Source organism: Pseudomonas sp. GW821-FHT10B02, assembly GCF_059415665.1.
Map to the genome: position 1 here is coordinate 471783 of NZ_JBWKNR010000001.1, position 25838 is coordinate 497620.

General features: G+C 61.2%; 17 protein-coding genes. 6 read left to right on the top strand and 11 right to left on the bottom strand.

Features of this window, described 5'->3' with window-relative positions; genetic code table 11:
• Positions 1 to 41: 41 nt before the first annotated feature.
• From selO to betI, 6 genes are all read right to left on the bottom strand, one after another.
• Entirely contained in the window at positions 42 to 1502 is a 1461-nt protein-coding gene (gene selO, locus AC07OF_RS02240; RefSeq protein WP_495072536.1) for a protein adenylyltransferase SelO, read from the bottom strand.
• A gap of 58 nt (positions 1503 to 1560) precedes the next feature.
• Positions 1561 to 4920, bottom strand: coding sequence for a mechanosensitive channel MscK (gene mscK, locus AC07OF_RS02245; RefSeq protein ID WP_476446144.1), 3360 nt, complete (start codon positions 4918 to 4920; stop codon positions 1561 to 1563).
• Between the two features lie 39 nt (positions 4921 to 4959).
• Complete coding sequence (locus AC07OF_RS02250; protein ID WP_157194533.1) at positions 4960 to 6702, bottom strand: potassium/proton antiporter; 1743 nt, start codon at positions 6700 to 6702, stop codon at positions 4960 to 4962.
• A 254-nt stretch (positions 6703 to 6956) separates the two neighbouring features.
• Positions 6957 to 8654 (bottom strand): choline dehydrogenase, encoded by a 1698-nt coding sequence (betA, locus tag AC07OF_RS02255; RefSeq protein ID WP_157194532.1) that lies wholly within the window; start codon positions 8652 to 8654, stop codon positions 6957 to 6959.
• Between the two features lie 80 nt (positions 8655 to 8734).
• A complete protein-coding gene (gene betB, locus AC07OF_RS02260) occupies positions 8735 to 10207 on the bottom strand; it encodes a betaine-aldehyde dehydrogenase (RefSeq protein ID WP_495072537.1) in 1473 nt (490 codons plus the stop codon).
• 30 nt (positions 10208 to 10237) lie between these two features.
• Positions 10238 to 10903 carry a transcriptional regulator BetI gene (gene betI, locus AC07OF_RS02265; RefSeq protein WP_157194530.1) on the bottom strand — a complete coding sequence of 222 codons (666 nt, stop codon included), beginning with the start codon at positions 10901 to 10903 and terminating at the stop codon, positions 10238 to 10240.
• 420 nt (positions 10904 to 11323) lie between these two features.
• On the opposite strand from betI, the gene AC07OF_RS02270 reads away from it, so the two are divergent.
• Together AC07OF_RS02270 and AC07OF_RS02275 are read left to right on the top strand one after the other, a co-directional pair.
• Entirely contained in the window at positions 11324 to 13327 is a 2004-nt protein-coding gene (locus tag AC07OF_RS02270; RefSeq protein WP_157194529.1) for a BCCT family transporter, read from the top strand.
• A gap of 163 nt (positions 13328 to 13490) precedes the next feature.
• Entirely contained in the window at positions 13491 to 18200 is a 4710-nt protein-coding gene (locus AC07OF_RS02275) for a dermonecrotic toxin domain-containing protein (RefSeq protein WP_495072538.1), read from the top strand.
• A gap of 6 nt (positions 18201 to 18206) precedes the next feature.
• Here the strand turns inward: AC07OF_RS02275 and AC07OF_RS02280 are convergent, their stop codons facing one another.
• The 4 genes from AC07OF_RS02280 to gpmI all read right to left on the bottom strand — a co-directional run bounded on the left by AC07OF_RS02280 (position 18207) and on the right by gpmI (position 23350).
• Positions 18207 to 18980 (bottom strand): divergent polysaccharide deacetylase family protein, encoded by a 774-nt coding sequence (locus AC07OF_RS02280; protein WP_157194527.1) that lies wholly within the window; start codon positions 18978 to 18980, stop codon positions 18207 to 18209.
• Positions 18981 to 18988: 8 nt separating this feature from the next.
• Positions 18989 to 20311, bottom strand: a complete 1323-nt coding sequence (locus tag AC07OF_RS02285; protein WP_157194526.1) for a S41 family peptidase — start codon at positions 20309 to 20311, stop codon at positions 18989 to 18991.
• Positions 20312 to 20402: 91 nt separating this feature from the next.
• The gene (locus AC07OF_RS02290) at positions 20403 to 21686 is read right to left on the bottom strand and encodes a murein hydrolase activator EnvC family protein (protein WP_191830628.1); all 1284 of its coding nucleotides are present in this window, start codon (positions 21684 to 21686) and stop codon (positions 20403 to 20405) included.
• Between the two features lie 128 nt (positions 21687 to 21814).
• On the bottom strand, positions 21815 to 23350 hold the full coding sequence (gene gpmI, locus AC07OF_RS02295; protein ID WP_476446140.1) for a 2,3-bisphosphoglycerate-independent phosphoglycerate mutase: 1536 nt from the start codon (positions 23348 to 23350) through the stop codon (positions 21815 to 21817).
• 215 nt (positions 23351 to 23565) lie between these two features.
• On the opposite strand from gpmI, the gene AC07OF_RS02300 reads away from it, so the two are divergent.
• Genes AC07OF_RS02300 through secB form a run of 3 tightly spaced genes read left to right on the top strand, consistent with a single transcriptional unit; the run spans position 23566 to position 24768 of the window.
• On the top strand, positions 23566 to 23982 hold the full coding sequence (locus tag AC07OF_RS02300) for a rhodanese-like domain-containing protein (protein ID WP_038615496.1): 417 nt from the start codon (positions 23566 to 23568) through the stop codon (positions 23980 to 23982).
• A gap of 1 nt (position 23983) precedes the next feature.
• Positions 23984 to 24238, top strand: a complete 255-nt coding sequence (gene grxC, locus AC07OF_RS02305) for a glutaredoxin 3 (protein WP_342623547.1) — start codon at positions 23984 to 23986, stop codon at positions 24236 to 24238.
• 41 nt (positions 24239 to 24279) lie between these two features.
• Complete coding sequence (secB, locus tag AC07OF_RS02310) at positions 24280 to 24768, top strand: protein-export chaperone SecB (protein ID WP_038615493.1); 489 nt, start codon at positions 24280 to 24282, stop codon at positions 24766 to 24768.
• Between the two features lie 51 nt (positions 24769 to 24819).
• On the opposite strand, the gene AC07OF_RS02315 is transcribed toward secB, so the two are convergent.
• Positions 24820 to 25275 carry a tRNA (cytidine(34)-2'-O)-methyltransferase gene (locus AC07OF_RS02315; RefSeq protein ID WP_010222290.1) on the bottom strand — a complete coding sequence of 152 codons (456 nt, stop codon included), beginning with the start codon at positions 25273 to 25275 and terminating at the stop codon, positions 24820 to 24822.
• Here AC07OF_RS02315 and AC07OF_RS02320 point away from each other — a divergent pair.
• On the top strand, positions 25274 to 25711 hold the full coding sequence (locus tag AC07OF_RS02320; protein ID WP_157194523.1) for a hypothetical protein: 438 nt from the start codon (positions 25274 to 25276) through the stop codon (positions 25709 to 25711). The genes AC07OF_RS02315 and AC07OF_RS02320 overlap by 2 nt on opposite strands.
• Positions 25712 to 25838: the final 127 nt, after the last annotated feature.

Below are 25838 nucleotides of genomic sequence, written 5' to 3' on the forward strand. Positions count from 1 at the left end.
TCGGTCACATCGCATCGCGGGGCAAGCCCGCTCCTACCGGGTCACGACGAGCAGCTGATCTCCAGATGCTTGCCCCACTCCGGCGGTCGTTCGGCATAGGCCTGCATTCCCGGCTGCTCCTCGAACGGCTTGCACAGGACCTGATGCAGGCGTCGCACTTCTTCGTAGTCACCGCCTTCAGCGGCCTCAATGGCGCGCTGGGCCAGATAGTTGCGCAGGATGTACAGCGGGTTGACCGCGTGCATGCGCTCGCGACGGCCTTCGGCGTTGTCGGGTTCACGGGCGATGCGGGCCAGGTAATCCACGGCCCAGCGGTCGAAGCCGGCCAGGTCGACAAAGTCATCGCGCACTACCTGTAGCGCCTGTTCGGCGGGCTGGTCGCCCAGCTTGCGGAAGAACAGGGTGTAATCCACCGCGCCGGGCTGCATCAGTTGCAGCAGGCGCTCGATCAGTACCTTGTCGTCCTCCTCTGCGCGCAGCAGGCCCAGGCGGCGGCGCATCAGGTGCAGGTAATGGGCTTCGTACAGCGGCAGGAACAGCGCCAGGGTTTCCTGCAGCGCCGGGACACTGATGAACGGCGTCAGCGCCTGCGCCAGGGCACTGAGGTTCCAGTGGGCGATGGGCACTTGGTTGCTGTAGCTGTAGCGGCCTTGGTCATCGGAATGATTGCAGATGAAGTTGGCGTCGAAGTCGTCGAGGAAGGCGAACGGGCCGAAGTCGAAGGTGATGCCGAGGATCGACATGTTGTCGGTGTTCATCACCCCGTGGCAGAAGCCATAGGCCTGCCACAGGGCGATCAGTTCGGCGTTGCGCTCGACGATGCTGCGAAACATCGCCAGGTACGGTTCGGGTTCGGTCTGGCATTCGGGGAAATGCAGTTTCAGCACATGCTCGGCGAGGATTCGTTGCTGTTCGGGCTGGCGGGTGTAATAGAAATACTCGAAATGCCCGAAGCGCACATGGCTCGGCGCCAGGCGCAGGAGCATCGCCGCACGTTCCAGGGTTTCACGCCAGACCGGCGTGCTCGAGCCGATCACGCACAAGGCGCGGCTGCTGGGGATGCCCAGGGCGTGCAGGGCTTCGCTGGCGAGAAATTCGCGGATCGACGAGCGCAGTACCGCACGGCCGTCGCCCATGCGCGAGTAAGGCGTTTCTCCAGCGCCCTTGAGGTGCAGGTCCCAATGCTCGCCAGCATCGTTGTAGACCTCGCCCAGCAGCAGGCCGCGGCCATCGCCCAGGCGCGGGTTATAACCACCGAACTGGTGTCCGGAATAGACCATCGCCCGTGGCTCGGCCTCGCTCCACAGCTTGTGGCCGCCAAACAGTTCGGCGAACATCGGCGAGTGCGCCTCGGTCGGCTCCAGGTCGAGCAAGGCCATGGCGGCCTCGCTGGCCACCACCAGGCGTGGCTCGGCAATCGGGTCAGGTAGCACCGAAGTAGAAAAGGCGTCGCCGAGGCGGGCAAATCGGTTGTCGAATATCAGTTCGTCGAGGGCTTTCAACGGCCATCTCCAGCAGAATATCCGATCATTCTGCAAGGGTATGGCCGTCTACGTCCAGTCAGGCGGTTTTGCCGGACGCCGCGTCGTTCGGCTTGTCGCCGTCAAGCAGCGGCTTGGTCACGCTCACCGTCTTGTCCATGCTCTCCACCGGGACCATTTTGTACTCCTGGCCCTGCATGTTCTTCAGGTAGATCTCCATCTGCCGGAACGAGATGTTGATCTGCTGCTTCTTGAATTCCTTGTTGATGAAGCGGTTGATCTCATCGAGCACCGGATTGCGGTCACCGAGGTCGCGCACGTGCATGCGCAGTTCGTGGTCCAGGGTGCTTTCGCCGAAGTTCAGGAAGTAGACAATCGGTTCCGGCTCCTTGAGCACCCGCGGGTTGTCATTGGCGGCCTTGAGCAGCAGGGTCCGCACCAGGTCCAGGTCCGAGCCATAGTCGACACCGAGCTTGAGGGTGACGCGGGTGATGGTGTCGGTCAGCGACCAGTTGATCAGTTGTCCGGTGATGAAGGTCTTGTTCGGGACAATGATGTCCTTGCGGTCGAAGTCGGTAATGGTGGTGGCACGGATACGGATCTTGCTCACCGTGCCGGACAGGTTGCCGATGGTGATGGTGTCGCCGATCCGTACCGGACGTTCGAACAGGATCATGATGCCGGAAATGAAGTTGGCGAAGATCTCCTGCATGCCGAAGCCCAGGCCCACCGACAGCGCAGCCACCAGCCACTGCAGTTTGTCCCAGCTGACGCCGAGGGCCGAGAGCGTGGAGACGAAGCCGACCCCGGCAATCACATAGGACAGCAGGGTGGTGGTGGCGTAAGCACTGCCCTGGGCCAGGTTCAGGCGCGACAGCACCAGAACTTCGAGCAGGCCCGGCAAGTTGCGCGCCAGCGCGAAGGTAATGCCGATGATCACCAGGGCGCCGAGCATGTCGCTGAGGCTGATCGGCACCATGCTCATGGCCGCGCCGGTGCCGCTGGTGTACTCGTACAGGGTGATGTTGTCGAGGTAGGCCACCACGCTGATCAGGTCGGACCAGACCCAGTACAGTGCACCGATGAAGCCGCCGAGCAGGGCCAGGCGGATCAGGCGCAGGGACTGCTGGTTGACCTGTTCGATGTCGAGGGTCGGTTCTTCGACAATCACTTCGCCATCGAGGCCTTCCTTGGTGGTCGCCTGACGTTTGCTCAGCGCCCGCTGGTAAGCCAGGCGCCGGGCGGCAACGGCCAGACCACGAACGAACGCGGCCTCGATCACCAGCCAGAACATCAGCAGGTAGAGGGTGTCGATCAAGCGGTCGGTGAGCTTCAGCGCGGTGTAGTAGTAACCGAAGCACACGGCGATGAACAAGGCGACCGGCAGGGCGGTGAAGGCCACGCCCACAGCCTGGCGGAACAGCGAGGTATTGCGGTGCGCCGGGCTGCTGAGCAGCAGGCGGCTGAGCAGCCAGGTCATCAGGGCATAGCAGGTCAGCACCACGCCAATGCCGAGCACGTCGTCGGCCAGCGCCGAGGGTTGATGCTCTGCCACCGCGACAACGCCGACCAGCGCCAGCACCACCGCACCCAGGCGGCGAATCCAGCGGCGCAGGAACTCGACTTGCGGCTTGTCCCAGCGGAAATGCAGTTCAGCCACGCCGCCTGGCGCCAGGATCCGGTAGGCGGTGTAGAACACCAGCCAGGCCTGGGCGATCTGAAACAGCGCGGCGCCGAGGTTGGCGTTCTGCCCGCGAGCATCGATCTGCAGGGCCAGGCCGCACAGGGCCAGGCCCAGACTCAGGGGCATGGCCAGGAGGATATTGATCAGGATGGCCTGAGGCGTGTGCCACTGGCTGTCACGTTTGAAGTGACCGACGTCCTGGTGAACCTTGTTCAAGCGGCCATACAAGTATTTGCGTCGCCACAGCAGGGCGCCGATCAACAGCAGCAAGGGCAGGAACAGCAGCGGCCGTTGGGTCAGGCCGTCGCCGAGCTCCTTGATTCCGGAGCCCCAGGGCAGGCTGATCAGTTGCTTTTTCAGACGCTCAGGCACCGTACCCAGCCATTCCAGGTCCAGTGGCTTGTTGCTCGGGATCCAGAACATTTGCTCGTCGAGCGTGGTGCGCAAGCTCTGCGAGGTGCTCAGCAGCTGCTTCTGGTTGAGTTGCAGGGTGATGGATTCGTTGAGCAGGGCACTCAGTTCGCGATTCAGCCGTTCCAGCAGGTCGCTACGGGTGATCGCCACTTCCAGCAAGGCCTTACGCAACTGCGGGGTGACGTTTTCCTGTGGCTGATTGGCCAGCAGTTTGTCGACATAGCTGCTCGGGCTGGTGATCTGCTCGCGCTGCTGGTTGATCTCGAACTGGTACAGGCGGATATCGGCGATCTGGTCGGCGAGGTTGCGATCGACCTTCAGGTGCGGCAGGGCCTGCTTCTGCTTGTAGAGGATCTTCGACAGCAACAGGCTGCCTTTGAGGACGCTGATCTGCTCATCCAGGGCCTGGTCGGCCTGGGTCAGGCTGTCCAGCTGCTGTTTGGTCTTGAGGTTCTGCTGGGTCAGTTCGTTGAGGCGGTCGGTGCTGCGCAGCAGGTAATCGGAGAGCTTCAGGTTGGCGGCGCTCTCGGTGGCCAGCAAGGTGCTGCCACCGGCCTTCTGCGCTTCGATGGACTGTTCGGTAACGGTCTGTTGCGACTGGGCCAGGCGTTTCTGGTTGATCAGCGTCTGCATGTCCTGGATTTCTTGTTCCAGGCGCGTGGCGCGTTCGATCAGCAGGTCGTGCTGACTGTTGCCCAGGTCTTGCAGCAGGCTGTTGCCGGCCAGTTCCTGGCGGCGCAGCAGGGTTACGGCATTGATCGCCGCCAGTTCGGCATTGAGCTGGTTGCGCAGGTCGGCGGTCAGCGGTTTACCGCCATCCTTGCCGAGCTTGAGGCTGGTGTTGATTTGCTGGGCGCGGGTCTGGTTGGCGCTGATTTCAGCCTGGGCCCGCTCCGGGCGGGTCTGCGAGGTGATGGTCAGGCTGTTGGCTTCAGACAGGGCTTTTTGCAGTTCGCCTTGCTCGGTGGTGCGCTCGGCCAGCAACTGTTCCAGCTGCGGTACGCTCAGCGCGGCATAGCGCTGGGCGACGGCGACCACCTTGCTGTCATTGAGTTTGAGCAGCTCGCGCTGGTTTTCGCTGGTCTGGCGCGGCGCATCGCTGAGCTGCTGCTTGAGAGCGACGAGCTTTTTCTCGCTGTCTTCCTTGGTACCGAGGAAGGTCAGGGTCTGTTCGAGGACCTGCTGCAAAGCCTTTTGCTCGGCTTCCGGCAGTTTGCGCTCGGCGATCTTGTCCAGGCTGTGTTGGATGGACGCACGGGTTGGCGGTTCTGCCGCCCAGGCGTAGGAGAGTGACAGACACAGCCCGAGCAGGGCTGCGCATATGGAGGTGCGCAGAGACATAGGCAGAAAATTCTTACAACCAGGGGCGAAGTTTTGAGTTTAAAGGAACAACCCGGGGCCGGGTCGAGTTCCTTCGGGGAATTTGACGCCCACTTTGCTGATCTTGTTCCCCTCCATCACCGCCACTGTCCACAGGGTGTTGTTCCATTCGATCTGGTCACCGACCACCGGCGCACCGCCAACCTTCTGGGCGATGAAGCGGCTGAGCGGCATATGCGGGTCCTGGCCGTCGAGCTGCAAACCGTACAACGCCGCTACAGCCCCCAGTTCTGCGTCACCTTCGAGCACGAAGTCACCAAAGAAGCGCAAATCCAGACCGCGTTGCGGGGCCTGGCTGAACAGCTTGCCGAGGGCCGGCAGGTTGTGTTCGTGGCCGATCACGCACAGCAGATCGTCGACTTCCAGGGTGGTACTTCCCGACGGATGGAGCAGTTGCTGGCCACGAAACAGGGCGGCGATACGCGTGCCTTCGGGCATTTTCAGCTCACGCAGGGCGGCGCCGATGCACCATTTTTCGGCACCGAGGCGATAGACGAACAGTTCCCACTCGCTGGTGATGTGCACTTCCAGGGCCGAGCGCGAGATCGGCGCCGGGTCGGGGGGCACCGTGACCTTGAGCAGCTTGGCCATCCACGGCAGGCTGGTGCCTTGCACCAACAGCGAGACCAGGACGATAAAGAACGCCAGGTTGAAGAACAGCTGGGCATCAGGCAGCCCGGCCATCAACGGGAATACCGCGAGAATGATCGGTACCGCGCCGCGCAGGCCGACCCAGGAGATAAAGGCTTTCTCACGGCCGTGGAAGGCCTTGAACGGCAGCAGGCTGGCGATCACCGACAGCGGCCGGGCAAAGATGATCATCCACAGCGCCAGGCCCAGGGCGGGCAGGGCGATGGGCAGCAGGTCATGCGGGGTGACCAGCAGGCCGAGGACCAGGAACATGCCGATCTGCGCCAGCCAGGCCATGCCGTCGAGCATGTGCAGAATGCCGTGGCGGCTGCGGATCGGCCGGTTGCCAAGGACCAGGCCGCACAGGTACACGGCGAGGAAGCCACTACCGTGCAAGGCGTTGGTCAGGGAGAACACCACCAGGCCACCGGCAATCACCAGGATCGGATAGAGGCCGCCCGCCAGGTTGATGCGGTTGACCAGCTGCAGCATCAGCCAGCCGCCACCGAGGCCCATCAGGCCGCCGATACCGAACTCGCGCAGCAGGTGGGTGAGCAGGCTCCAGTGCAGGCCGGTCTGGCCGCTGGCGATCATGTCGATGAGGGTGACGGTGAGGAATACCGCCATCGGGTCGTTGCTGCCTGATTCGATTTCCAGGGTAGCGGTTACCCGTTCGTTCAGGCCCTTGCCGCCGAGCAGCGAGAACACCGCGGCGGCGTCGGTGGAGCCGACAATGGCACCAATCAGCAGGCCCTGGATCAGGCTCAGGTTGAACAGCCAGGCGGCGACCATGCCGGTGAGTCCGGTGGTGATCAGCACGCCGACCGTGGCCAGCGATAACGCCGGCCACAGGGCCACGCGGAAACTCGCTACGCGCGTGCGCAAGCCGCCGTCGAGAAGGATCACCGCCAGCGCCAGGTTGCCCACCAGATAGGCGGTCGGGTAGTTGTTGAAGATGATGCCGCCGCCATCCACGCCGGCGAGCATGCCGACGGCGAGGATGATGACCAGGATCGGGATGCCCAGCCGTGATGACAGTGAGCTGACCAGAATACTTGCACCTACCAGCAATGCGCCGATCAAGAACAGGCTATTGATGGTGGACGCATCCAAAGGCAGTACTCCGGGGAAAAGCAGGAAGGGGGCGGTTTGCTGTGGATAAGCAGGTCGCGTGCCAAGGATTCTAACCTGAGGGGTTGGCGGGCTGTAAAGGGTTAATCGCAGGCACAAAAAAAGCACCGGGCAGGTGCTTTTCTTGTGTGTCGCTGGCAAGGGCCTCATCGCCGGCAAGGCCGGCTCCCACAGGGGTGAAGATCACCCTGTTCTCTGTGGGAGTCGGCTTTGCCGGCGATAGGGGCAGCAGGGTGTTAGGCCTGCTTCACTTCACGCATCGCCTTGCCTTTGACCGGCGCCTCGTTGGCCACGTAGTACTTGGCAGTGCTACGCGGCAGCGGCTGGCGGCCACGGATCTTGTCGGAGATTTTCTCGGCGATCATGATCGTGGTGGCGTTGAGGTTGCCGGTGATGATGATCGGCATGATCGAGGCATCGACCACACGCAGACCCTGCATGCCATGCACGCGACCCTGGCCATCGACCACCGCCATGTCGTCGGTACCCATCTTGCACGAGCAGGACGGGTGGAACGCGGTTTCGGCGTGCTCGCGGATGAACTTGTCCAGTTCCTCGTCGGTCTGCACGTCGGCGCCCGGGCTGATCTCGCGACCACGGTAAGGGTCCAGCGCCGGCTGGGCCATGATTTCGCGGGTCAGGCGGATGCCGTCACGGAATTCCTGCCAGTCCTGCTCGGTAGCCATGTAGTTGAACAGGATGCTCGGGTGCTGGCGCGGGTCTTTCGACTTGGCCTGGATACGACCGCGGCTAGGCGAACGCATCGAGCCCATGTGCGCCTGGAAGCCGTGTTCCTGTACGCCGTTGCTGCCGTTGTAGTTAATCGCAACCGGCAGGAAGTGGTACTGGATGTTCGGCCATTTGAACTCTTCGCGAGTACGGATGAAGCCACCGGCCTCGAACTGGTTGCTGGCACCGATACCAGTACCGTTGAACAGCCACTCGGCACCGATGGCCGGCTGGTTGTACCAGAGCAGCGACGGGTACAGGGAGACCGGCTGGGTGCAGGCGTACTGCAGGTACAGTTCCAGGTGGTCCTGGAGGTTTTCGCCGACGCCCGGCAGGTCGTGGACCACCGGAATGTCGAGGCTTTTCAGCAGTTCGGCCGGGCCGACGCCGGAGCGTTGCAGCAGTTGCGGCGAGGCGATGGCGCCGCTGCAGACGATGACTTCTTTACGCGCACGTGCTTCCACGCGCTCTTCGCTGGCACCGACCAGGTAGGTCACGCCAATGGCACGCTTGCCGTCGAACACGACGCGATCGGTCAGGGCGTGGGTGACGATGGTCAGGGTCGAGCGCTTCTTGGCGGTGTCCAGGTAGCCGCGGGCGGTGCTGGAGCGACGGCCTTTAGGCGTCACGGTACGGTCCATCGGGCCGAAGCCTTCCTGCTGGTAGCCGTTGAGGTCTTCGGTGCGCGGGTAACCGGCCTGCACGCCGGCTTCGACCATGGCGTGGAACAGCGGGTTGTTGCCGGCTTTCGGCGTGGTCACGCTGACCGGGCCTTCGCCACCGTGGTAGTCGTTGGCGCCGATGTCGCGGGTTTCCGCTTTGCGGAAGTACGGCAGGCAGTCCAGGTAGGTCCAGTCCTGCAGGCCTGGCAGTTCTGCCCAGCCGTCGAAGTCCATGGCGTTGCCACGGATGTAGCACATGCCGTTGATCAGCGACGAGCCACCCAGGCCCTTGCCGCGACCGCATTCCATCCGGCGGCCGTCCATGTGCGGCTCGGGATCGGTCTCGTAGGCCCAGTTGTAGCGACGACCCTGCAGCGGGAAGGCCAGGGCAGCTGGCATCTGGGTACGGAAGTCGGCGCGGTAGTCCGGGCCACCGGCTTCGAGCAGCAGGACGGTAACGCCTTCGTCTTCGGTCAGGCGGGTCGCCAGGGTGTTACCGGCAGAGCCGGCACCGACGATGATGTAATCGAATTCATGGGACATTGCTGTTCCCTCATGTTGGCGGTAGACAGGAAAGCGTGGGGCGCCCGGGCCTTGCGGACCGGGCGCGGCTACAGGGGTGCTTAGAACACCGAGTTGTAGTTGCCCAGCTCGACCTGTACCGACTTGATGCGAGTGTACTGAGCCAGCGAGCTCACGCCGTTTTCACGGCCGACACCGGACTGCTTGTAGCCGCCAACCGGCATTTCGGCAGGCGATTCGCCCCAGGCGTTGATCCAGCAGATACCGGCTTCCAGCTGGTGGATGATGCGGTGCGCGCGGCTGATGTCGTTGGTGCAGACACCGGCGGCCAGGCCGTATTCGGTATCGTTGGCGCGACGGATAACTTCTTCTTCGCTCTCGTAGGAGAGGATGCTCATCACTGGGCCGAAGATTTCTTCCTTGACGATGGTCATGTCGTCACGGCAGTCGGTGAACACGGTTGGTGCCACGAACGCGCCCTTGGCGAATTCGCCGTCGGTCAGACGCTCGCCGCCGCACAGAACGCGTGCGCCTTCTTCCTTGCCTTTGGCGATGTAGCCCAGCACGCTTTCCATGTGGGCGAAGCTGACCAGCGGGCCGAAGTTGGTGTTTTCGTCTTCAGGGTTGCCAACGCGGATACGGGCAACGCGCTCGGCGATCTTGGCTTCGAAGGCCGCTTTCATCGAGGCAGGGATGAAGACGCGGGTGCCGTTGGTGCAGACCTGACCCGAGCTGTAGAAGTTGGCCATCATGGCGATGTCGGCGGCGCGATCGAGGTCGGCGTCTTCGCAGATGATCAGTGGCGACTTGCCGCCCAGTTCCATGGTGACTTCCTTGAGCGAGGAGCTCGAGGCGCTGGCCATGACTTTCTTGCCGGTGGTGGTGCCGCCGGTGAAGGAAACTTTCTCGATGCGTGGGTGCTCGGTCAGCCAGGTGCCGACTTCACGGCCGCTGCCGGTCAGAACGTTGAATACGCCGTCTGGCAGGCCGGCTTCGGTGTAGATTTCGGCCAGTTTCAGGGTGGTCAGCGAGGTGACTTCCGACGGCTTGAAGATCATCGCGTTACCGGCCGCGAGGGCGGGTGCGGATTTCCACAGGGCGATCTGGATCGGGTAGTTCCAGGCGCCGATACCGACGGTCACGCCCAGCGGCTCGCGGCGGGTGTAGACGAACGAGCTGTCGCGCAGCGGGATCTGCTCGCCTTCGATGGCTGGCACCAGGCCTGCGTAGTATTCCAGTACGTCAGCGCCGGTGACGATGTCGACGTAGCGGGTTTCCGAGTAGGACTTGCCGGTGTCCAGGGTTTCCAGGGCGGCCAGCTCATCGTTGCGCTCGCGCAGGATGTCGACGGCGCGGCGCAGGATGCGCGAACGCTGCATGGCGGTCATCGCCGCCCAGACTTTCTGGCCACGCTCGGCGCTTTCTACTGCGCGCTCGACGTCTGCTTGAGTGGCACGTTGCACCTGAGCGAGGACTTCGCCGTTGGCCGGGTTGATGGCGTCGAAGGTAGCGTCGCTGGAAGCGTCGACATAACCACCATCAATGTAGAGTTTTTGCAGTTCGAAACGGGCCATAGTGTCCTCGCAAGTGCATTGTGTTTTTGGCTATCCGAGCGACGCTCCTGCCGGTTTGGCAATTGCGGCGCGTAGTGGTTCAGAGGCCTGGGTGTATGTGTCCAGGCTCGTCTGCTTCGCCAGTTGTAGATCCATGTATTCGTAAGCGATTTGTTTCGCCTGGTCGGTGTCGAAGGCGTCTCCGGACAACGCACCGCGCAGCCACAGACCGTCGATCAACGCTGCCAGCCCGCGGGCTGCGCTGCGTGCTTCAGGCAACGGCAGGGCGCGACGGAACTGGCAGCACAGGTTGGAATACAAGCGGTGATCGTTGATCCGCTGCAACCTGTGCAAAGACGGCTGGTGCATGCTGGAGGCCCAGAAGGCCAACCAGGTTTTCATTGCCGGGCCGTTGACCTGGCTGGCGTCGAAGTTGCCTTCGATGATCACCTGCAGGTGGGCACGCGGGCTGTTGTCCTTGAGCGCCTGCCGGTTGGCGACGACGTTCTCGTTCAGCACGCTCATCAAATACCGCATGGTCGCTGCGATCAGGCCGTTCTTGTCCTGAAAGTAGTGACTGATGATGCCATTCGACACACCGGCCAAACGGGCGATCAGCGCAATGCTGGCGTCACCCATGCCGACCTGGTCGATGGCCAGCAAAGTGGCTTCGATCAACTGCTGGCGGCGGATGGGTTGCATACCGACCTTGGGCATCTTGCAAATCTCCTCAGGCCTGCGAGCAGTCGACGAGCGGCTGCCTCGGCGAAGGCCAGTCTATTTTGTTTTGATTGAACGTTCAATCAACAAAGAATAAGCTCTGCGACAATCTGTGCCATTGACAGGTTTTTCCTGTCGTCAGTTGGCCCAAATTGGCACCCCAAAAAGGCGTGGAACCCCCGAAATACAAGGTGTTGACGGGTGTAAGCGGCGCGTTGAACAGATCTGCCGAGCGGTCGAGGACTGCACGGTCAACCCTCGGAGCGGGGTTTTCGTTCTGTTTTTTTTCAACGCAATCGATTCGGGATCACGGTTTTCCAAGGTGCTTTTATAACACCTGACGCAGTGGGGCTATTGCACCATTTGCTCAGGCAAAGGTCGTTTCGTTTCTCTCGCACTGCCCGGAGCCTACGTGCAATGAGTTCTGCCTCCCTTACCAAGACCCCTACTGAGAGGGTCCGGGTCAACCGCGTGGTGTTCATCACCTCCGCGTTGCTGATCCTCGTGTTGACTGCCTTGCTTATCGCGGTACCTGAAAAAGCCGGCGAAGTGCTCAACGTTGCCCAGACCTGGCTGACACGCAGCTTCGGCTGGTATTACATGCTGGTGATCGGCGGCTACCTGGTATTCGTGGTCGTCCTGGCCTTCTCCAGCTTCGGCAAGCTCAAGCTTGGCGGCAAGGACGACAAACCCGACTTCAGCTACGGCGCTTGGGCCGGCATGCTGTTCTCCTCGGGTATCGGCATCTCGCTGTTGTACTTCGGCGCTTCCGAGCCGCTGGACCACTACTTCAACCCGCCAGAAGGCGCTTCTGCCAGCGCCGAGGCTGCGCGCCAGGGCCTGCAGCTGACCTTCCTGCACTGGGGCCTGCACGGCTGGGCGATTTACGCCCTGGTCGGTCTGGCCGTGGGTTACTTCGCCTACCGTCACAACCAGCCGCTGGCGCTGCGCTCGGCGTTGTACCCGCTGATGGGCGAGCGCTGGGTCAAGGGTGGCGCCGGTCACGCGGTGGACATCTTCGGCATGTTCGTGACCCTGCTGGGTCTGGTGACCAACCTCGGTATCGGCTCGATGCAGGTGTCTTCGGGCCTGGAATACCTGTTCGGCATGGACCACAGCAAGACCAACCTGCTGATCGTGATCCTGGTCATGGCCACAGTGGCTACTGTGGCCGCAGTTTCCGGTGTAGAGAACGGCATCCGTCGCCTGTCGAACCTGAACATCATCCTGTTCAGCGGTCTGCTTATCTTCGTCCTGCTGGCCGGTGACACTCTGCACCTGCTCAACGGTTTCGTGCAGAACATCGGCGACTACCTCAACGGCATCGTGCTGAAGACTTTCGATCTCTACGTCTACGAAAGCGAGGCGGGCAAGTCCGAGCGCTGGCTGGGGCTGTGGACCGTGTTCTACTGGGCCTGGTGGATTTCCTGGGGCCCGTTCGTCGGCATGTTCATCGCGCGTATCTCCAAGGGCCGCACCGTGCGTGAACTGGTCGCCGGGGTCCTGCTGATCCCGCTGGGCTTCACCTTGGCCTGGCTGTCGATCTTCGGCAACACCGCGCTGGACCTGGTGATGAACCATGGCGCCGTGGAGCTGGGCAAGACCGCGCTTGAGCAGCCGTCGATGTCGATCTACCAACTGCTGGAATTCTTCCCGGCGGCCAAGATTGTCATTGGTGTAGCGGTATTCGTCGGCTTCGTGCTGTTCCTCACCCCGGCCGACTCTGGCGCGGTGATGATGGCCAACCTGTCGTGCAAAGGCGGCCAGGTCGACGAGGACGCGCCGCACTGGATGGTCGTGTTCTGGTCGGTGGTGATCACCCTGGTGACCATCGGTCTGCTGTTCGCCGGTAACTTCGCCGCCATGCAGACCATGGTGGTACTGGCCGGCTTGCCGTTCTCGGTGGTGCTGGTGCTGTTCATGTTCGGCCTGTACAAGGCCATGAAGCAGGACAGCCAGATCGAACAGGAACAAGCCGAGCTGGCAGCCCGCGGTCGCCGCGGCTTCAGCGAGCGCCTGAGCCAGCTCGACCTGCAGCCGACCCAGGCGATGGTTCAGCGCTTCATGGACAAGCAGGTCAGCCCGGCACTGAAGGAAGCTGCCGTGCAGTTGCGTAACCTGGGCGTTGAGGTGGAGACCCGCGTCGGTCAGTCGCGCTCGACCATGGGCCTGCGGGTGATGATGGAAGAGGGCAACCCTTTCGTCTACGAAGTGAGCCTGGACGGTTACCTGGCCGCGCCAAGCGAGGCGCCGGTCGAAGGTGAAAGCGAGGTGCGCCAGCGCTTCTACCGTGCCGAGGTGTACCTGCACAACGGCAGCCAGGAATACGATCTGATGGGCTTTACGCCTGACCAGATCACCCGTGATGTACTCGACCAGTTCGAGAGCCATCGCCAGTTGCTGGGCCGTGTGTACAGCTGATAACAGCTGATTCACCGCAAGGGGTCCTGCTCGTGAGAGCAGGGCCCCTTTTTCGTTTCGGTACCGCTTATCACTGACGCGGACCGGAGCAATATATAACACCGGTGCACATAGACGGCTGGGTAGCGTGGGCTCCTGTCAATTTGCCAGGAGTCATATGTTCATGAGCAGCCAAGCAACACAAAACCCTACCCTGGATTTCAAGCACGCCGTGGCGCTGCAGTTCGCCAGCCGTCCTACCTTGCGCCAGGTCGCCGGGCAAAAGCTCCTGCAGCTTTTACTCGAGCACTATCCCAGGCTCGCCAATGTCCAACCGCAACTAATCGATGCTGCGCCGTTTCGCCTGTTGGTTCCCCAGCCCGGGCCAGGAAACTCCCAGTCGTCAGAGCCGTTGCTGGAGGTCCTGCTGCAGGCCGTACTGGACGGAAAGGCGCTGGATCTGGAGGAGGCCTATGGCCAGCAGCACGGGCTGACCTTCCCTGAACCCTACCGCTTCGAGGGTAGTGATGGTCATGAGTACATTGCATTGAAAGGCGTGACTGAGGCCATCAACGATCTGCTGCTCGAATTGCCATACCATTTCCAGCAAGCCCAGGTCGAACACTGGCAAGCAGCGTCAGGTTCGGGTGTCAGTCGCGATCGTTGGCTGCAGCAGACACTGAAGTCGGCATTGCTGCGCAATCTGCCCTGGCAAAAGCTCGATGCTCAGCAGGAAGCCTGCATCCGTGGGCTGCTTGAGGGGGGGGCGAACGGTCCGAGTGTATTCACCGTAGAGGTAGAACTCGAAGTAGACGGTGAGCGTCTCTCGCAAACACTGCCGAACCTGCTGGTGAGCGGTGAATGGGATGAGCGCACGGTGGTGTTGTGGTGCTCACCTTCAAGTGTGGTGAGGTCGTTTGCCTCGCTCGATGATTTTGCCTTGGCACTGCGAGACGAGCTGGCTGAGCAGTACCGCTTCGATTCAATGAGCTGGAACCGCTATGAACTGGAAGGTGACGTTTACGCTCAGCAGGCTGCATTGCTGCTGGAAGTCATGCTCGATTCAGTGCAGCGCTTGCGCTACTCGCGGCTGGCAGACGTTGCACAGATGGAGCAGGTCTTTGCCGCCCTGAGCGACCCGTCGCAATGGTTTATTGAAGGCTACACCGTCCAAAGTGCTGCGAGCATCTCGCCGCCACCTGGCATATTGCGGGCTTCGCCAGGGGACAGCTTCGCCTACCAGTGCGCATTGTTCGAACTTGCCTTGGCCCAGGCCAGATCGCAGGGCGCTGCGGCGCTAGACGGTGTGTTGGACCTGCACAGCTATGCCAGCCAGCGCTTGCGAATGCAGCTGCTCGACGACCATCCGGTTGATGCCAACTACTTTCCTGATGACTTGAACCTGACGCTCACGGTTGCCAGGGGTATACCGGGTGGCGCGGGGGCGGGGGTCGGAGGCGGTGTGGTGGAAACCAGGACCATGACCCTGACGGAATTTGCCATCGCTAATCTCAGCTCCCTGCAGGGGGCGACCTTGACCGCCATCGAGCACCGAGAAGGGCAGCTGATCATGGACTGGCTGACGCTCGACTATGTCAAATCCCTGGTCGAGCTGGTCGACATTGGTGACCACTATCCAAACTACGTAGCACAAAAACTCGACGACCCAGCGACCCGTGAACAGCGGGTGACCTGTTTCGCCCGGGAGTGGCGCTGCTCACTGCTGTTCAGCGCGCTCAAGGCAAAGCTGGGAGGGACCTTGAGTGAGGCGGGCCTGCAGTGTGTCGCTGACTACTGTCGCGGCGATGTCGACCGGGATCTGCCCGCCACCACCCTGATGCCTCTGGCGTTCAAGCGTGAACCGGGCGCCAGCGAGTCCGATCTGGTCAGCGGTATGTATGTGCTGTTCTCGGCGCAGCCTGCGTTGGTGCTGTTGTACCGGCCTTTATATGCATCTTCGTCCATCAAGGAATTCGCCAGCCTTGAGGCGATGATGGTCGCGATTCGTCAGCAAGGAGCACTGCAGGACAGCATCCTCGACTGGTTGATGCCGCAAGTGCGAAGTGTCTATGACCACGGCGGGTTCAGCGAGCCGCATCTGGGGCGACCGATCCTCGATACTTCGTTGCTGCCGGAATCAGTACAGCCGGCAAGTCTTGCCACGCAATTCTGGCGGATCGACGTCGATGCAAAGCTCTACAAGGCAAACCGCGATCTATTGGTCGAACTGGCCGACCGTCAGTCAGTATCAAATGCCGAGAGCCGTTGGGCAATCCTTGCCGAAGGTGCCTGGTTGCTGTTCGACGTGGTCACCTTGTTGCTGCGTGGACCCGCAGCTACCGTGGCTTGGCTGGTGCAGGGCATCCACGGGTTGAAAAGCGATCTGTCGGCACTTACCCAGGGCAGTGCGTTCGAGCGCTCGGCCGCGGTGGTCGATCTGCTCCTGAATCTGGGCATGGTCCTGTTCCATAGCCGATTGCCTCAGGGGGAAGTGTCTGTGATCGGTCGCTTGCCCGATGTTTCCGGACTTGAAGGGCCTCTGGCCCAAAAACGGGAGTTCGGGGAAATAGAGCTGGTGCCGGTGCTGGAGAAACAAGGCTTGCCCGGTTCGCTCGGAGAACGCCTGGGCATGCAGCTGGACTTTACCTGGCGTGGAAGGCATGGGGTCAATGTTCTCCCGGGCGAGCAGCGTAAGACTCTACTCACTATGCGCTCAGACGTTTCTCTGAACGGCCTGCAGCCGCTCGAATCCGGGGCAGCTCGCGGTTTGTACAGCATTGGAGGGCATTACTATGCAGCATTGGCTGCTGATGTTTATCGGGTCGATGTGTCCGAGCAAGGCGTGCGAGTGGTTGGCGTTAAGGGCGTGTTGGGCCCCTGGTTGTTTTGGGAGCATGGACAATGGCGTGTAGATACCGGGTTGCGTCTGTTGGGTGGCGGGCCGAGACGGCGAGTTGACCTGGTCAGGGAGGAGAACCAGAAGGAGTTTGATGGGTTTAACACTCAGCAGGAGGCCGTCCTCGTCGAGCGAAACCGCGTCGCTGAAGGTTTCAACCTGAGTAATACAGCATTGGGCGATCGAGAGAGCCATATTGAAAAGCTGCAGGCCCAGAGGGCTAAAGTGCCTGCAAATATGGACGGTCTCACCTTGACTCTAGCGTTCGACAGGAAGATCGCGTTAGCCAAAGCCGATGCCCTGGCAGCCAAGTATCAGGTGTTTGAGGATCTGAAAGAACTGATCAAAGTGGACCTGAAGTTAGACAAAGTCCTGTCGAACATGGTCCAGCCAAAGTTTGCCCGACAAGAGTTGATGCCATCTGTAAAGCGCCAGCGAGGCGTGATCCGCCAGGAACTGATCGATCACTGCGTGGTTATCTACAACGATTTAGCGGCCACAATCAACCATCTCAATGTGCAAACGCTCATCAATGAAATGGTAGCGCAACCTATCAGCGACACTGAGCTTGAGCACTATGACTTCGTGCGATCTTTAGTTGATAAAGCTGTGACGCTGCGATTTGACCTTGTCTGGGCATCGGAACGTCTGGACTGGCTGCTGACTGACACGTTGAAGGATGATGAAATCGTTTTCCTGGACGAGAGCGAGGCACGCCAGAGCAAGCAGGTCCAGTTAGAGGGAATGATCGAGCAGCGTCGGCTTACCTACAACGATTTACTCATGGGCTTGCTCGAAGACCTGGCGGAATTATGTCTTGATCGCAGGGCGGGGGTCGATGAAGAGATACTCATCCAGTATCACCAGAAGCTGTGGAATGAAGAATTGAAAAGCGCAGGAAGCGCCCATGGTGGATTGGCGGCGCTTGACTTGCCAGCGGCGGACAGAATCAGTGTATTAACGGGGACATTGAAGAGCTATCGCACCTTCCAGTGGAACGCGGCGTATTTTGGCGAAACCGGTGGTGTTGCGATCAAAATTGATGCACTCCAGCAGTATCGGGATGTCCTCGAGGTCCTGATTGATTCAGCGGAGAACAATCTGGCCCAGGCGGTCCGCGAGTCAGAGCTTTCCGAACCTGCTCCACCCAAGCCTCGTTTGTACCAGCGCCGCAACGGCAAGCATCGTGTAGTTCAGACACACAGTGGGCGCAGCGTTATTGGTGAAGAAATTGAGGTCAATGGCGTTAACGTCGTGCAGCAAAGAGACTCCTCTGGCGCCAAGGTGCTGAAGACGTTCAACAGGCAAGACGATCATTGGGTGGAGCAGGTCGAGGAGCCGGTGAGCGAAGTCCAGCCAGTATCCAATTCCATAGATGTTGGAGCTGCCAGGTCGAATGCGCGCGCAGCGCTTGGACAGCTTGAATCGATCATCAAACTGGCCAGGCAATACATCGGGAAAGATGAGCCGATTGGCATGCAATCGGTGATTGAAGGGCATGTCGAGAAACTCAATGAAGCCTCAAAAGCCCTGGAAAGCACAGGCGTCGCTGGCGATCTTGAGACGCAGCTGAAGGATGCTATCGCGCGTCTGGAGGACACGCAGCAGGATCTGTTGACCAGTTACTACCTGACGACTAGCCATCCGACGGCTGCCAGTCTTCGATTCCTGTTCAATGAGAAACAGATTTCCATTAGGCGTACCGTCAGGCGAAAAGTGCTTTCGCCTAACGATTATCTGGATATCTATGAAATCCAGCGCTTGCCATCACGGAGCAATGAAAGGGGAACAGGCCTTTGGGAGGCACACTTCCACTATCGAGATCCCATGGCCCCGGCGGACAATTTTGTCAAAGGGCACTTGAAGATCTGGTCGCAGCGCACGCTGGGCTGGAAAACGCAGATGGAGGCCGCGCGTGGCAGCTCGCGCGAGTTGCTGGCGGTCTATCGAGGTAATCTGACGTTAAGTGACGTCATTGGGGTAATACCTTTCGAGTGAGCCGCTTTAGCGATTGCGATACACGCCATGGCTGCCATGGGCAGGCATGGCCTGATTGCTGCGCTCGGCAATCATCTGCCGAAGGTTGATCAATTCAATGCCCTGACTCCTGAGCCGGGGCATTTCACGTTCCAGTACTTCAAGGGTTTGTGGATAAGGGTGACCGATCAGTACGGCGGATCCCTGTTTGCGCGCCAGCTCGACGCCAAGCCGCAATTGCCCGGCAATCGCCTCGGCTGTGCGTACATCGTCGAGGAACACATCGCGCGAAACATGCGCCAGGTCGACTGACTGGGCTTTGGCGGCGGCGACGGTGGCGGCACTGGTGCGGCTGTCGACGAAGAACAGGTGGCGGCGCTGCAGTTCGCCCATCAGCCAGGCCATCGGCTCGGCTTGCGAGGTCATGCGGCTGCCCATGTGATTGTTGATCCCGGCGGCGTAGGGCACCTTGGCCAAGGCCGCATCCAGACGTTGCGCCAGTTCCGCTATCGGCGTGCCGGGGTGCCAGGCATAGGGGCCGGTGGCCGGGTCCATGGGCATATGCAGGATCACGGTTTTACCCGCCTTGTGGGCCTGGCGGGCAAATTCAGTGGCGTGCGGGGTGTCGGGCATGATCGCCATGGTCACCGGGCCGGGTAGCGCCAGGGTGCGGCTATCGCGGGCGCTGCTCTGGCCAAGATCGTCGATGATCAGGCTCATGTAGGCCTTGCCCTGTTGGGCAGGCGCCGCGAACACGGCCCCGCTCAACAGGTACAGCAGAAGACACAACAGGTACCGCATGCAGGGGATCACTTGCTGTGCGTAATGCTCAAGCCCTTGAGCAGGCTGAGGGCCTGGCTCAGCTGGAAGTCATTGTCCTGCGGACGGTCCTTGCGTTTGGCGCTGCCTGATGGCCGGTCGGCGCCGCCGTTACCGTTGCCCAGGTGGCCCTGCAGGTCGGCTTCCTTGAAGTTGTCGTTGTCCACCTCGGCGGTCAGCTTGGCCTGACGCACTTCGATGTCCGGGACAATGCCCTGGGCCTGGATCGAGCGGCCGTTCGGGGTGTAGTACAAGGCGGTGGTGAGCTTGAGGGCGCGATCGTTGTTCAGCGGCAGTACGGTTTGTACCGAACCTTTGCCGAAACTGTCGGTGCCCATCAGCACGCCACGTTTATGGTCCTGCAGGGCGCCGGCGACAATTTCTGAAGCCGAAGCACTACCGCCGTTGATCAGTACCACCAATGGCACGCCTTCGCTGGCGTCAGACGGGTCGGCCGAGAAGCGCAGCTCGGAGTTGGCAATGCGGCCCTTGGTGTAGACGATCAGGCCTTTGGTCAGGAAGTGGTCAGCCACTTCCACCGCCGACTGCAGCACGCCACCGGGGTTGTTGCGCAGGTCGAGGACCAGGCCGCGCAGCTTCTTGCCGTTGTCCTTGCGCAGTTTGGCCAGGGCCTTGCCGACTTCTTCGCCGGTCTTGACCTGGAACTGGGTGATGCGGATATAGCCGTAGCCGTCTTCAAGCAGCTGGCTCTTGACGCTCTTGACCTGAATCACCGCACGGGCAAGGGTCACGTCGAAAGGCGTGCCGCCGTCGCGCACCAGGGTCAGGGTGATTTTCTCGCCGATCTTGCCGCGCATCTTGTCGACTGCTTCGGTCATGGTCTGGCCGCGGGTCGGCTGGCCGTTGATCTTGACGATCAGGTCACCGGCCTCGATCCCGGCGCGCGAGGCCGGGGTGTCATCGATCGGCGATACCACTTTGACGAAGCCATCTTCCATGCCGACTTCGATGCCCAGGCCACCGAACTCGCCGCTGGTGCTTTCCTGCAGCTCCTGGAAGTCTTCCGGGCCGAGGTAGGCGGAATGCGGGTCGAGGTTGCTGAGCATGCCCTTGATGGCGTTCTCCAGCAGGGTCTTGTCGTCCACCGGCTCGACATAGGCCGCCTTGATCCGGTCCATGACCTCGGCGAAGGTGCGCAGCTCGTCCAGCGGCAGTGGCGCCTTGGCAGGGGCCGATACCGTCGTGGCCGGCACCGGGGTCGGCTTGACGGGCTCGGCCGCACGGGCCAGGGGCGCGCCGAGGACCAGGGCGATGGTCAGGGCCAGCGAGGTGAGGCGAGGCGAATGCAGCATGTCGAACGAACTCCTGATCCTGGTAGCGCTCCGGCTGGAGCCTCGGCGTAGCCCGATATCGCGCTACGCCGTCAAATACGGGTGGTGGTACCTATCCCTGGGCACGGCACCATTGTGCGGGGTCGCTTGGGCGACCTTGCTGGCGGATGGCGAAGTACAGCCCCGAGCTGTCCTGGCCGCCGCTGTTGCCGACGGTGGAAATCGCCTCGCCGGCCTTGACGACGTCTCCGGCGCTCTTGAGCAGGCTCTGGTTATGGCCGTAGAGGCTCAGGTAACCATTACCATGGTCGAGAATGACCAGAAGTCCAGCGCCGCGCAACCAGTCGGCAAACACCACCCGGCCACCGTGTACGGCGCGCACCTGGCTGCCTGGGGAGGCGCTGATCATCACGCCGTCCCATTTGGTCCGCGAATCACCGCCGCGGGTTTCGCCAAAGCGTGCCAGCAATCGACCATTGACTGGCCATGGAAGTTTGCCCCGGGCTGAAGAAAAAGCGCCGCCGAAGGTTTCGCCGCTGCTGGAAACCAGCGGGCCGGGGATGCTCTTGGGCTTGCTCGGCGCATCATCCTTGGCTGCCAGGGCTTCGCGCTGGCGCTGTTTTTCTGCCTCCTGAGCCGCCAGCAAGGCCTTTTGCCGCGCTTCTTCGGCTTCTCGGGCCTGACGGGCGAGGGTTTCCTCGATGGTCTTGAGGACCTTGCTCAGATCGGCCTGGTCTTGCTCGCGAGCTTGCAGCTTCTGGTCACGGGCCTTGACGTCGTTGTTCAGCTTGGCCAGTACCTGCTGGCGTTCGGTGCGGACTTTTTCCAGCTCCTGGCGCTGGGCATCGAGATTGCCTTGCTGGGCCAGCAACTGGGCCTGCTGCAGGCTGATGTCCTGCTCGACGTTGGCCAGCTGGCGCAAGGTTTCATTGAAGCTGCGCAACTGCTCCAGGCGCGCCTGGCTCAGGTAATCGTAATAGGTCAGGGTGCGCGCGAATTTCTCCGGGTTCTGCTGGTTGAGCAGCAGCTTGAGGTATTCCTCGCGACCGTTCTGGTAGGCCGAACGGGCCTGGATGGCAATCAGGCGTTGTTGTTCAACGCGGGCGCTCTGGAGTTTTTTTTTCTCGTGGTCAAGGCGCTCCAGCTCGCCCTGAGTCTTTTTTAGTTCCTGTTGCAGGGCCTCCACCTGCTTTTCCAGCTTGCCGATGTCGGTTTCTGTGCTGCGCAGGTCTTTCTGCACACCGGATTTTTCCTGCTGCAACTGGCCGAGCATTTTCTTCAGCTCGGCAATGTCCTGACGCGTGGCGTCGAGTTGCTGCTGGGTTTGCGCGCGCTCGTCGGCAAACGCCGGGCTGAGCAGGCAAGACAGGGCTAGAACAATCAGGGCGCGAAACATGGAGTGGGCGACACCAGGGATAGAGACTGGCCTAGTATGCCCGCCGCGGCTTGCAAAAAAAACGCCTCAAGGCAACTGCATTGAGGCGTTTGTCCGGAAAACCGACCGTTGCGGCCGGTTTAGCGGCTTCAGGCGTCGATCAGAATCGACGTACCGGTCATTTCTGCAGGCTTTTCCAGGCCCAGCAGCTTGAGCATGGTCGGCGCCACGTCAGCCAGCACGCCACCTTCGCGGACCTGCAGGTTGCGCTTGCCAACATAGATGAACGGCACCGGCTCAGTGGTATGCGCGGTGTGCGCTTGACCTGTGCAGGCGTCTTCCATCTGCTCGACGTTGCCGTGGTCGGCGGTGATCAGGGCTTCTCCACCGACCTTGTCCAGCGCCTCGACGATACGGCCGACACACAGGTCCAGGGCTTCGACAGCCTTGACCGCGGCTTCGAACACGCCGCTGTGGCCGACCATGTCGCCGTTGGCGTAGTTGACCACGATCACGTCGTAGCGCTGCTGCTCGATGGCTTCGACGATGCGGTCGGTGACTTCCGGGGCGCTCATCTCCGGCTGCAGGTCATAAGTAGCAACCTTCGGCGACGGGATCAGGATGCGCTCTTCGCCTTCGAACGGCTCTTCACGGCCGCCGGAGAAGAAGAAGGTGACGTGGGCGTACTTCTCGGTTTCGGCGATGCGCAGCTGGGTCTTGCCGTTTTTCGCCAGGTATTCGCCGAGCACGTTGTCCAGGCTGCCCGGTGCGAACGCGGCAGGCGCCGGGATCTTGGCCGAGTATTGGGTCAGGCCGATATAGGCGGCCAGCTTTGGCAGGCGCGCGCGTGGGAACTCGTTGAAGTCGGCTTCGACGAACACCCGCGACAGTTCGCGGGCGCGGTCGGCACGGAAGTTCATGAAGATCACCGCATCGCCGTCTTCGACCGTGACCGCTTCGCCAACGCGCGTGGCTTTGACGAACTCATCGCTTTCGCCACGGGCATAGGCCGCTTCCAGGCCGGCCAGGGCGCTGTCGGCGGTGTATTCGGCGGCGCTGTCGACGATCAGGTTGTAGGCAGCCGATACGCGGTCCCAGCGGTTGTCGCGGTCCATGGCGAAGTAGCGGCCGATCAGGCTGGCGATGCGGCCCTTGCCGAGTTTGGCGAAGGTGGCGTCGAGCAGTTCGATGGACGATTGCGCGCTTTTCGGCGGCGTGTCGCGACCGTCGAGAAAGGCGTGCAGGTAGATTTTCTCGGCACCGCGCTGAGCAGCCAGTTCGGCCATGGCGATCAGGTGATCCTGGTGACTGTGCACGCCGCCATCGGACAGCAGGCCGAGGATGTGCACGGCCTTGCCGGTAGCCACGGCCTTGTCGACCGCGCCGCAGAGTACGGCGTTGTCGAAGAACTCGCCGTCCTTGATGGCCTTGGTGACCCGGGTAAAGTCCTGGTACACCACGCGACCGGCACCGAGGTTCATGTGACCGACCTCGGAGTTGCCCATCTGTCCGTCAGGCAAACCGACGTCCATGCCGGACCCGGAGATCAAGCCGTGCGGCTGGGTGGCGCGCAGGCGATCGTAAACCGGCGTGCTGGCCGAGTAGATGGCGTTGTATTCGTGGCTTTCGCTGTGACCGAAACCATCCAGGATGATCAGGACCAAAGGTTTTGGCGTGCTCGTCATCAATCCCACTCACGGTTGTTCAGATGATAAAGACACGCATTTTAGGGCAAATTGGTCATGAATGACGAATTAACCTTGTTCGCCAATGACGGCTGGCCGACGGACTGCAGGGGTTAGATGAGAATTACTGCCGACAAGCCGGTCGGGCGGGCTTTGGCCGACCTTGGGGGCTGTGTATACTGGCCAACATTTTTAATGGCCTGGAACACCCTCCGATGGTTGCTCACCTGATTGAATTCGCAACAAATCACTATCTGCTGGTTGGTATCTTCGTCGTTCTGCTGGTGCTGCTGATCATCACCGAAGCGCGCAAAGGCGGACGCAGCCTGAGCACTGGCGAGCTGACCGCACTGGTCAACAGCGATAAAGGCCTGGTGATCGACATTCGTTCGACCAAGGATTACGCCGCTGGCCATATCGTCGGTGCCCTGAACATTCCGCAGGACAAGTTCGCCGCGCGTATCGGCGAGCTGGAAAAGCACAAGGCCAACAAGACCCTGATCGTCGTCGATGCCATGGGCCAGCACGCTGGCACCACCGCCCGCGAACTGCTCAAAGCCGGCTTCACCGCTGCCAAGCTGTCTGGCGGTGTGTCGAGCTGGAAAGCCGACAACCTGCCATTGGTGAAGTGAAATGAGCGACGTCATCGTCTATTCCAGCGATTACTGCCCTTATTGCTCGCAGGCCAAACGCCTGCTGCAGAGCAAAGGTGTGGCCTTCGAAGAGATCAAGGTCGATGGCAAGCCGCAGGTGCGCGCCGAAATGAGCCAGAAGGCCGGCCGTACCTCGGTGCCGCAGATCTGGATCGGCAACACCCACGTCGGCGGTTGCGACGACCTGTATGCCCTTGAGCGCGCCGGTAAACTCGACGGCTTGCTCAAGGCCTGAACCAGAACCCCTATTAAAGACCCTGGAAAGAAGGATCTGTCATGACTGATCAACAGAACAACGACGCAGCAGCAGCCGACGAAAGCACCCCGCAATTCTCCCTGCAGCGCATCTATGTGCGTGACCTGTCGTTCGAAGCGCCGAAAAGCCCGGCGATCTTCCGTCAGCAGTGGGAGCCGAGTGTTGCCCTGGACCTGAACACCAAGCAGAAAGGTCTGGAAGGCGATTTCCACGAAGTCGTACTGACCTTGTCGGTAACCGTCAAGAATGCTGACGAAGTGGCTTTCATTGCCGAAGTCCAGCAGGCCGGTATCTTCCTGATCAAGAACCTCGATGCGGCTTCGATGAGCCACACCCTGGGCGCGTTCTGCCCGAACATCCTGTTCCCGTACGCGCGTGAAGCACTGGACAGCCTGGTGACCCGTGGCTCGTTCCCGGCGCTGATGCTGTCGCCGGTCAACTTTGACGCCCTGTACGCCCAGGAAATGCAACGCATGCAGGAAGCTGGCGAAGCCCCTTCGCTGCAATAAACCTGTTGCGATGTAGCGAAAAAGCGCCCTGATGGGCGCTTTTTTCATGGCTCAGGCAAAACCTTGCTGGCGCCAGGCCTCATACACCGTCACTGCCACGGTATTGGACAGGTTCAGGCTTCGGCATCCCGGCCGCATCGGCAGGCGCAGGCGCTGCTCGGCGGGCAGGCTGTCCAGCACCTCGGCAGGCAAGCCACGGCTTTCCGGACCGAACAGGAAGGCGTCGCCAGGCTGGAATGCCGTCTCGTGGTAGGGGTGCGAGGCCTTGGTGGTGAAGGCGAACAGGCGCGGCTGGCCAAGGCTTTCCAGGCAGCTGGGCAGGTCGGCGTGGCGCTTGAGGGTGGCATACTCGTGGTAGTCCAGCCCGGCGCGGCGCAGGCGCTTGTCGTCCAGTTCGAAGCCGATCGGCTCGATCAGGTGCAAGTGACAGCCGCTGTTGGCGCACAGCCTTATAATATTGCCAGTATTCGGCGGAATCTCTGGTTGAAAGAGGATGACGTGAAACATGCACGGCTCCGAGCATAAAGATGGCGAGCATTCTACTCCTGAACCGGACCCGCGTTCGCAGCAATGGCCGCGCGTGCTGTTTTCCCTGGCGATTTTCGGCATGTTGGTGGGCTTGATGATCGGCCGGTTGACCGCCCCCGAGCCGCGGGTGCTGGAGCAGGTTCAGGTGGTCGAGGGTGGCCTGGACCTGTGGTTCAACGAAGAGCCCAAGCTGCACGGCGAAGAAGTCGATGGCACCCTGGCCTTGCTGTTCGAGGCCGAAGGCAAGGTGGCCCGGGGCCAGTTGCGCCAGCAGGGCAAACCGGTCAGTTGGCGGGTGCAGAAGAGTGATGGCGGGTTGCTGGTGACCCTGGTCGCGGCCCGTCCTCTGCACGGCAACTGGGCCGGAGCAGAGGATGATGGGCGCTGGCGTGTGCAGGTGAGACTGCACGAATAAAAGAGGGGAATCCCCGGCCTGCCTGTACCAAGGCCCCCAAAACTGGAAGTACTGATACTAATGCAGGGTGTGTGCCAGTTTTATTGCAGCCCGCAGATTAGTGGGTTTAACGGGCTGGGACGGGGTT